The 6,594-nt window shown below is 42.2% G+C and carries 8 protein-coding genes; 5 read left to right on the forward strand and 3 right to left on the reverse strand.

Going from position 1 to position 6,594, the window contains the following annotated elements; translation table 11 throughout:
• Positions 1-21: 21 nt before the first annotated feature.
• Positions 22-669 (forward strand): endonuclease III, encoded by a 648-nt coding sequence (gene nth, locus DXD25_RS12805; protein ID WP_117663844.1) that lies wholly within the window; start codon positions 22-24, stop codon positions 667-669.
• Positions 670-763: 94 nt separating this feature from the next.
• On the opposite strand, the gene aroC is transcribed toward nth, so the two are convergent.
• The 3 genes from aroC to DXD25_RS12820 all read right to left on the reverse strand — a co-directional run bounded on the left by aroC (position 764) and on the right by DXD25_RS12820 (position 3,017).
• Entirely contained in the window at positions 764-1,906 is a 1,143-nt protein-coding gene (aroC, locus tag DXD25_RS12810; protein WP_117663845.1) for a chorismate synthase, read from the reverse strand.
• Positions 1,907-1,983: 77 nt separating this feature from the next.
• Complete coding sequence (locus DXD25_RS12815; protein ID WP_117663846.1) at positions 1,984-2,580, reverse strand: peptidylprolyl isomerase; 597 nt, start codon at positions 2,578-2,580, stop codon at positions 1,984-1,986.
• A 152-nt stretch (positions 2,581-2,732) separates the two neighbouring features.
• Positions 2,733-3,017, reverse strand: a complete 285-nt coding sequence (locus DXD25_RS12820; protein ID WP_089542711.1) for a hypothetical protein — start codon at positions 3,015-3,017, stop codon at positions 2,733-2,735.
• Between the two features lie 467 nt (positions 3,018-3,484).
• Here DXD25_RS12820 and DXD25_RS12825 point away from each other — a divergent pair, with 467 nt between their 5' ends.
• The 4 genes from DXD25_RS12825 (at position 3,485) to DXD25_RS12840 (ending at position 6,498) form a co-directional block, all read left to right on the forward strand.
• Positions 3,485-3,838, forward strand: coding sequence for a hypothetical protein (locus DXD25_RS12825; protein ID WP_089542820.1), 354 nt, complete (start codon positions 3,485-3,487; stop codon positions 3,836-3,838).
• A gap of 794 nt (positions 3,839-4,632) precedes the next feature.
• Positions 4,633-5,436, forward strand: a complete 804-nt coding sequence (locus DXD25_RS12830; RefSeq protein WP_147327913.1) for a hypothetical protein — start codon at positions 4,633-4,635, stop codon at positions 5,434-5,436.
• A 65-nt stretch (positions 5,437-5,501) separates the two neighbouring features.
• Complete coding sequence (locus DXD25_RS12835) at positions 5,502-6,206, forward strand: RNase H family protein (protein WP_117663848.1); 705 nt, start codon at positions 5,502-5,504, stop codon at positions 6,204-6,206.
• Between the two features lie 13 nt (positions 6,207-6,219).
• Positions 6,220-6,498, forward strand: a complete 279-nt coding sequence (locus DXD25_RS12840; protein ID WP_117663849.1) for a hypothetical protein — start codon at positions 6,220-6,222, stop codon at positions 6,496-6,498.
• Positions 6,499-6,594: the final 96 nt, after the last annotated feature.

Consider the following 6,594-nt stretch of genomic DNA (forward strand, 5'->3'; position numbering starts at 1 on the left):
AAAATATAAACGTATTGAAATATGCTTCGTAACGAAAGATACGATTTCATATTGAATCACTTCAGAAATGCGCTGCCGAATGTGACTACCGAGTTGCAATTCGGTAGCGCATTTCAGCTTCTGGTTGCTACCTTGCTTTCGGCTCAGTGTACCGACAAGCGTATCAATATGGTTACGCCGGCTCTCTTTGCCCGCTATCCAGATGCACGGCATATGGCGAAGGCGAGCGAGGAGGATATCTATGAGCTGATCAGTTCGGTAAGCTATCCCAATGCCAAGGCGAAACATCTGGCACAGATGTCACGGCAACTGGTTGAACTCTTTGGAGGTGAGGTGCCGGAGACTGCTGATGATCTGGTGAAACTGGCTGGAGTGGGGCGAAAGACAGCGAATGTGATCCGTGCCGTTTGGTTTGGGCATGCCACGATGGCGGTGGATACGCATGTTTATCGTGTGAGCCATCGCATGGGCTTGGTGCCTCGTACGGCTGATACGCCTCGCAAGGTGGAGGATTTTCTGATGAAGCACATTCCGGCAGAAGATATTCCGAATGCGCATCACTGGATTCTGTTGCACGGCAGATATGTCTGCAAAAGTGCCAAGCCGCTTTGTGATAAATGCTTCTTCAATGAATATTGTCCAAAACTCTTGAAGGACAGTAAACTTTGACCTGTGAGGAGATATTTGTTAAAAAGATAGGAGTTAAGAATTGGATGTTGTTGTGGTTGGTAGTCAACTCCTCAATCTTAACTCCTAACTATTTTTATAATCTCACCGTTTTATTCAAAAGATAATTATCCAGGATAACCATGGCTGCCATTGCCTCTACTACAGGTACGGCTCTTGGCAATACGCATGGATCGTGGCGTCCGCGAGCTGTGAGTTTGGTAGGATTTCCTTCCAAATCTACAGTATCCTGTTCCATCAGGAGGGTAGCTACTGGTTTAAAGGCTACCCGGAAGTAGATATCCTGACCATTGCTCAATCCTCCCTGGATGCCGCCGCTATGGTTGCTCTTGGTTGTGATACGAGCTGCAACATCCTGATTGATTGTAGTTTCCTGATGGTTTGCCGCATCATCAGTAGCATCCATATTCTTAGCTTTAGGAACGAAGACATCATTCTGTTCGCTTCCGCGAGCAGTAACTCCGGCGAATCCTTCTCCATATTCAAATCCTTTGACGGCATTGATGCCGAGCATGGCTGCACCAAGTTGGGAATGGAGTTTATCGAATTCAGGTTCACCCAATCCTACAGGACATCCCTGGATGACACAGGTGATGATGCCTCCGATGGTATCACCATCAGCCTTGACCTGGGCGATGAGGTCTTCCATCTCCTTTGCCTTTGTCTGGTCTGGGCAACGAACAGGATTGTCCTCTATGGTGTTGAGATCATATAGATGGTAATCCTTCTCCAGGGCGATACTGCCAACCTGCGATGTATATGCCGTAATGCTGACGCCGAGCTGGCGGAGTGCCAACTTGGCCAGGGCACCACCTACGCAGCGGGCGATGGTGATGCGTGCAGATGAACGGCCGCCACCGCGATGATCACGGATGCCATACTTCTCATTGTAAGTGAAGTCGGCATGGGATGGACGGAACAGACAGCGCATATTCTCATAATCCTGAGAATGCTGGTTCTGGTTGCGCACCTCAAAGCCGATAGGGGTTCCCGTAGATTTTCCCTCGAAAACACCACTTAGAAATTCTACCTGGTCTGCTTCCTTTCGTGCTGTGGTGATGTGACTTTGTCCAGGGCGACGACGGTTGAGCTCGCTCTGGATAAAGTCCATATCGATGTCTATGCCTGCAGGGAAACCGTCGATGACGCCTCCTACAGCTATGCCATGACTCTCGCCAAATGTTGTGAGAGTGAAAAGATTGCCAAATGTATTCCTCATTGCCAAATTCTTTAGTTGATATGAAAAACGGCTATCCCAATGGTATTGAGATAGCCGCTATCGTTTATTCTCAAATATTACTTGTTGCAATCGCAGCCGCCCTCGCAGTTGCCATCCTTGCAGTCACCGCCGCAGTTGTCGCAACCGCCGCCGCAACCACCAGCCTCACCGCTGATGATCTGAGCCATCTTGGCGATTTCCTCTGCTGTTGCCTCACGGCTCTCAAGAACCTGACCGCAGAAGTTAAGCTTCAAACCTGCCAATGGGTGGTTGAGGTCGCAAGTTACCTTCTCGTCTGTGATATTCTTGACTACAGCATTGAAGCGGTTACCATCCTCGTTCTGCAATGGGATGATAGCACCTACCTGTACGTGCTGAGCGTCAAACTGTCCATTGATAGTGAAGATCTGCTTGTCGAGGTCGATTACGCGCTCGTCATAGTGCAAACCATAAGCCTGCTCAGGATCCAACTTGAAGTCGAACTCTTCGCCCTCAGCCAAATCAACTATCTTCTCCTCGAAAGCAGGCAAGGTTACACCCATACCGCTGATGAAGAAGAAAGGACGCTCATCTGTAGTGCGCTCAATCAGCATCTCTTCGCCGTTATCACCCTTTGTTACGTCATACAATGCGTATGATACTCTAATAAACTTGTTTTTGTTGTTTGATTCCATTTTATTTTATTTTTTTTATTGTTTTCCATTGATAGTGCTATCTGTAGGTTATTTGATATATATATATATAATGTACGCGCGTTCATTATATATATAGTTTCTTTATACCTTGCTTGCAGTTTCTTTGTCCCAGCCTGATAGCACTATTGTAGTTACTTCTTTCCAGTGCGCTTACGCTTCTTCATCTGTACGCTTTTCACCATTTCCATTCGCTCCAGATAGATAGGGCGCCATTTGTCGATGATGTCCTGTAATCCTTTGCTCTTGCGTGAAAGGTCTGCGTATTCCTCACTGTCAGTTTCGCCAGATTTCTTGAGTTCAAGCATTCTGGCGAGGAACTGTTTCTGATTCTCTTCTGCTACTTTGAGCTGGTTTCCCAACTTTTCGAGGCTTTCGAGGAAGGCGAGTGCCTTGTCTATATGATTTTGTTCTTCCATTGTTTCTATTGTAAATCTTCTGCAAAGATACAATAAATAATTGGGATATGGAAAAGAAATAGTAGAAATATTGGGGTTTTCGGAAAAAAAGATTCAGAGTGCTCATTTTCTATGGCTGGAAAATGGCAACTTGCTAGGCTTTTTCTCATAGTAATTCTCTTTTGAAACGCAAATGTTACTGATATTGTAAAACTGCTTACCTTTTGAATGCAAAAACAAGTGTTGGATAACGAAAAGTAGAAGAAAGAAGCCTTTTGATGTTGATATATATCAAAAAAGAGGCCCTTTAGAGCATTTTTCTTGTAAATTGTTTGCGTACACAACGGAAAGTTTGTATCTTTGCAGTGTCTTAAAGAAAAGACATCAGGATAATGTTTAACAAGAGTCCTTCTAGAGCCTCCTAGGTTATAAGATAGATAGTGTAGGTTCAGAAGATGGCTCGTAAAGTAAAGAAAGGTAAAAAGATTATGAAAAAGATTATGATTTTGGCAGTAGCAATGTTCGCAATGGCAACAACTACTTTTGCAGCAGACGAGGCAACAAACGCAACAGCAGCTTACAACATGAATGTAAAGATGGGTAGCTTGGCTAATGCATTGTCACTCAATATTGATCAGGCAGAGGCTGTAGCTGATGTTCACAAGAACTTCACAGCTGATATGATGAATGCTGCAACTGCAGCAAAGGATGAGCGTGCAGCTATGATTGACAAGGCTGTCATTAAGGATCTCAAGTACATGCACAGCATCCTCAATGATTCTCAGTATCGCAAGTATGTGATGCTTCTGAATGCAACACTTATGAATCGTGGTTTGAAGTAATTCAATTTCGATTGAATTCTGAAAAGAAATTATAAGAGAGAGATATGAATGGACTGCAGGTTGGACGATAAGTCTGACTTGCAGTTTTTTTGTGTCTATAGGAGAGGGGAAAATGGCAATAGCCTAAAGTGTCTGGCTCATCAGTTTTAGGTATTATCTAAAACCCCCATTATTAGGTATTGCAAGAATAAGAAAAAAGTCGTATCTTTGCACCCGTAAACAAGAATAGATGAATCGTAGGAGTACGGTAATTGTTTGAAACTATTAGTTTGTTTGAAATATGACTTTTAGATAGAATATATTAATAAAACGAATCTTGTTCGCTAATAGAAATAATTCATAATGTTTTTGTATTAAAGGAAAAAGCTTATCCGAGAGGATAGGCTTTTCTGCTGTTATACAGATAGTTAAGCGTGCATTGGTGCTGGTGCTGAAATTTTCTAGCACCAAAATAGCACCAAATTTTTAGCTAGCACCAAAAAGAAAAATAACAAATTGTTGTTCAGAAGTTTAGCCTAGCTTTTATCCACTATTATTTTTATAGTCTTTTAACAAATAGCCAAATGTATAATACGTGTATTTCAAATGTATAATAAAGTGTAGTTTTGCTCGTTTTTCACAAAACTTCACATTTGGTTGTTCAAAAAAAAGTTTCTATCTTTGCACCAGTCAAACGTAGCGGAATGACAAATGAAAGAAGACCTCCTTTCCGGCGAAAGCCGACAAGATATGGAATCCCTGAGTTCTAGACCGCTACCTAGGCTTGGGGATTCTCATTTTTTATATATTCAGTTATGCAGTACATCAATATTACCATAGAACTTTTAAAGGCATACTCTTCAAGCAAGAGCATGAAGGAACTCCTTGCGGTTGCTATTTGGATAAAGATGCAGCATAGCAATTCTGTAATGTGGAATGTTACGGAATACAGATTAAGAAAGGAGTTGCATATCGGAAAGCCAAAAGCAGAAAGACTTATTCAAGATATGAAAGATGACAGCTTGTTTTCTGTAGATGGAAATAAGGTTGTTGTCTCATCATTCCGTGACAACACGATAAAGTGGACACGTAAGGGTCGAGAGTATCGTGGTACTATGGTCTGTAAGTTTGAGGTTAAAGAATATACCTTGAAGAAACTATTCAATCTCATCAACGAGAAACTTTTTGAATTTGAGATTTGTGCTGCCGAGCATAAGGACTGTTGTATGAAAGCACCTGAGGGTGAAAAGGTCGGTGCCAAAGGTAAAGCAATCACAATAAAGCAATTTCAGAAGGCTCTCAATACAAGTAGTAGTTCTGTTTCAAGGATCAAGAAGAGACTTATTGCCAGTGGAAGGATTGATTCTACTCTTGCAGAGAAACATTCCTTTGACATCAGGAATGAGGAAGAAACAAAGAGAACATTGTTGAGAACGAGAAAAACAAAAGCTGATTTCATTATTGGTACTCTTGGTTTTGTTGTTCTTGCCTGTTCTTACTCTATTGCAGACAGAGCGGTGTCGGATGGATTCAGACATCTTATCTATGGCAAGCAGAGTGAAAAGGTTATTCAGAGAGACATGAGCATAGGAGGAATCCCTGACGGATTCTTCTGTTAATTGCTTAGGTGTTTGTTTTGGTAACATACATTGAAAGAAAGAAAATATTAAATAATTTATTAGTTATGGATAAACCTACCTATGAGAAGTTCAAGAGATATTGTATATCAAAGAACTATGGAACAGATGAGTACATCAAGAGTCTGTATGATCATCTTGAAGAAAGAAATTGGAAGAAGGCAAATGGTGGGGAGCCAGTGAACTGGATGATTCTCACAGATGCTAATTTTGGAGTGTTCAATGCCAAGGGAAAGTTCTCTAGTGCAATAAGAGCAAAATTGACTGAAAAGTCGGATGATTTCGACCCAGTGGAGCCTTTTCCTGATAATGGAATGAACTATGTGGCTTATACGGATGGAAGTTGTGACAATCATTCCAAGTATAAGGCAGGAGGTTCTGCTTACATCGTATTGAAGGATGGAGAGATTGTCAAGATGAAGAATCACGGCAGATTGCAGACAACTAACAACCGTATGGAGTTGCTTGCTATCATCAGTGCAGCTAAGTCTTGCCCAGATGGTTCTTATCTTGATGTTTACACAGATAGCCAGTACTGCATACTTGTGTTGGGGAAGAGTACTCCACCAAAGATGAATCCTGACCTCTATGAGTTATACAAGAAATGCTCTGCTCATTTGGCAGGAGTCCGTTTTCACTGGGTGAAAGGTCACAATGGTGACAAGTACAATGAAATGGTTGATAACTTGGCTTATGGAGTTTACTGCGACATCTGCGAGCAATATAATATAGTGAAATCGAAAAGACATTAAATTTAAGATAGCTATGGTATCACAATCAGCTAGATATTATCAGACTCATCCGGCAGCAAGGGAGCGCAAGAAGAAATACGATACACGCTTTGAGTCTTCACCTACACAGAAGGCTAAGCGTAGGGAATTGGCTCGGCACAACGCTGCTCACGATAAGAAGTATGGATCAGCATCCCGAAGGGGAATGGATGCTTCACATACCAAGGCAGGAATTAGGTATAAACCATCATCGGTGAATCGTGGTTCCAAGACGGATATGGCTGGAGATAGAAGAGCTAGGGGCGGTCGCTGATAGTGATTGCCGGAACATACGGAAAGAATAAGAGGGAGTGCTCACGCATTCCCTCTGAGAGTGTAAACTAAACTGTGTCAAGCTACAATAAAAAGT

It is taken from the genome of Prevotella sp. TF12-30, from assembly GCF_003436715.1.
Taxonomy (GTDB): Bacteria; Bacteroidota; Bacteroidia; order Bacteroidales; family Bacteroidaceae; genus Prevotella; species Prevotella copri_A.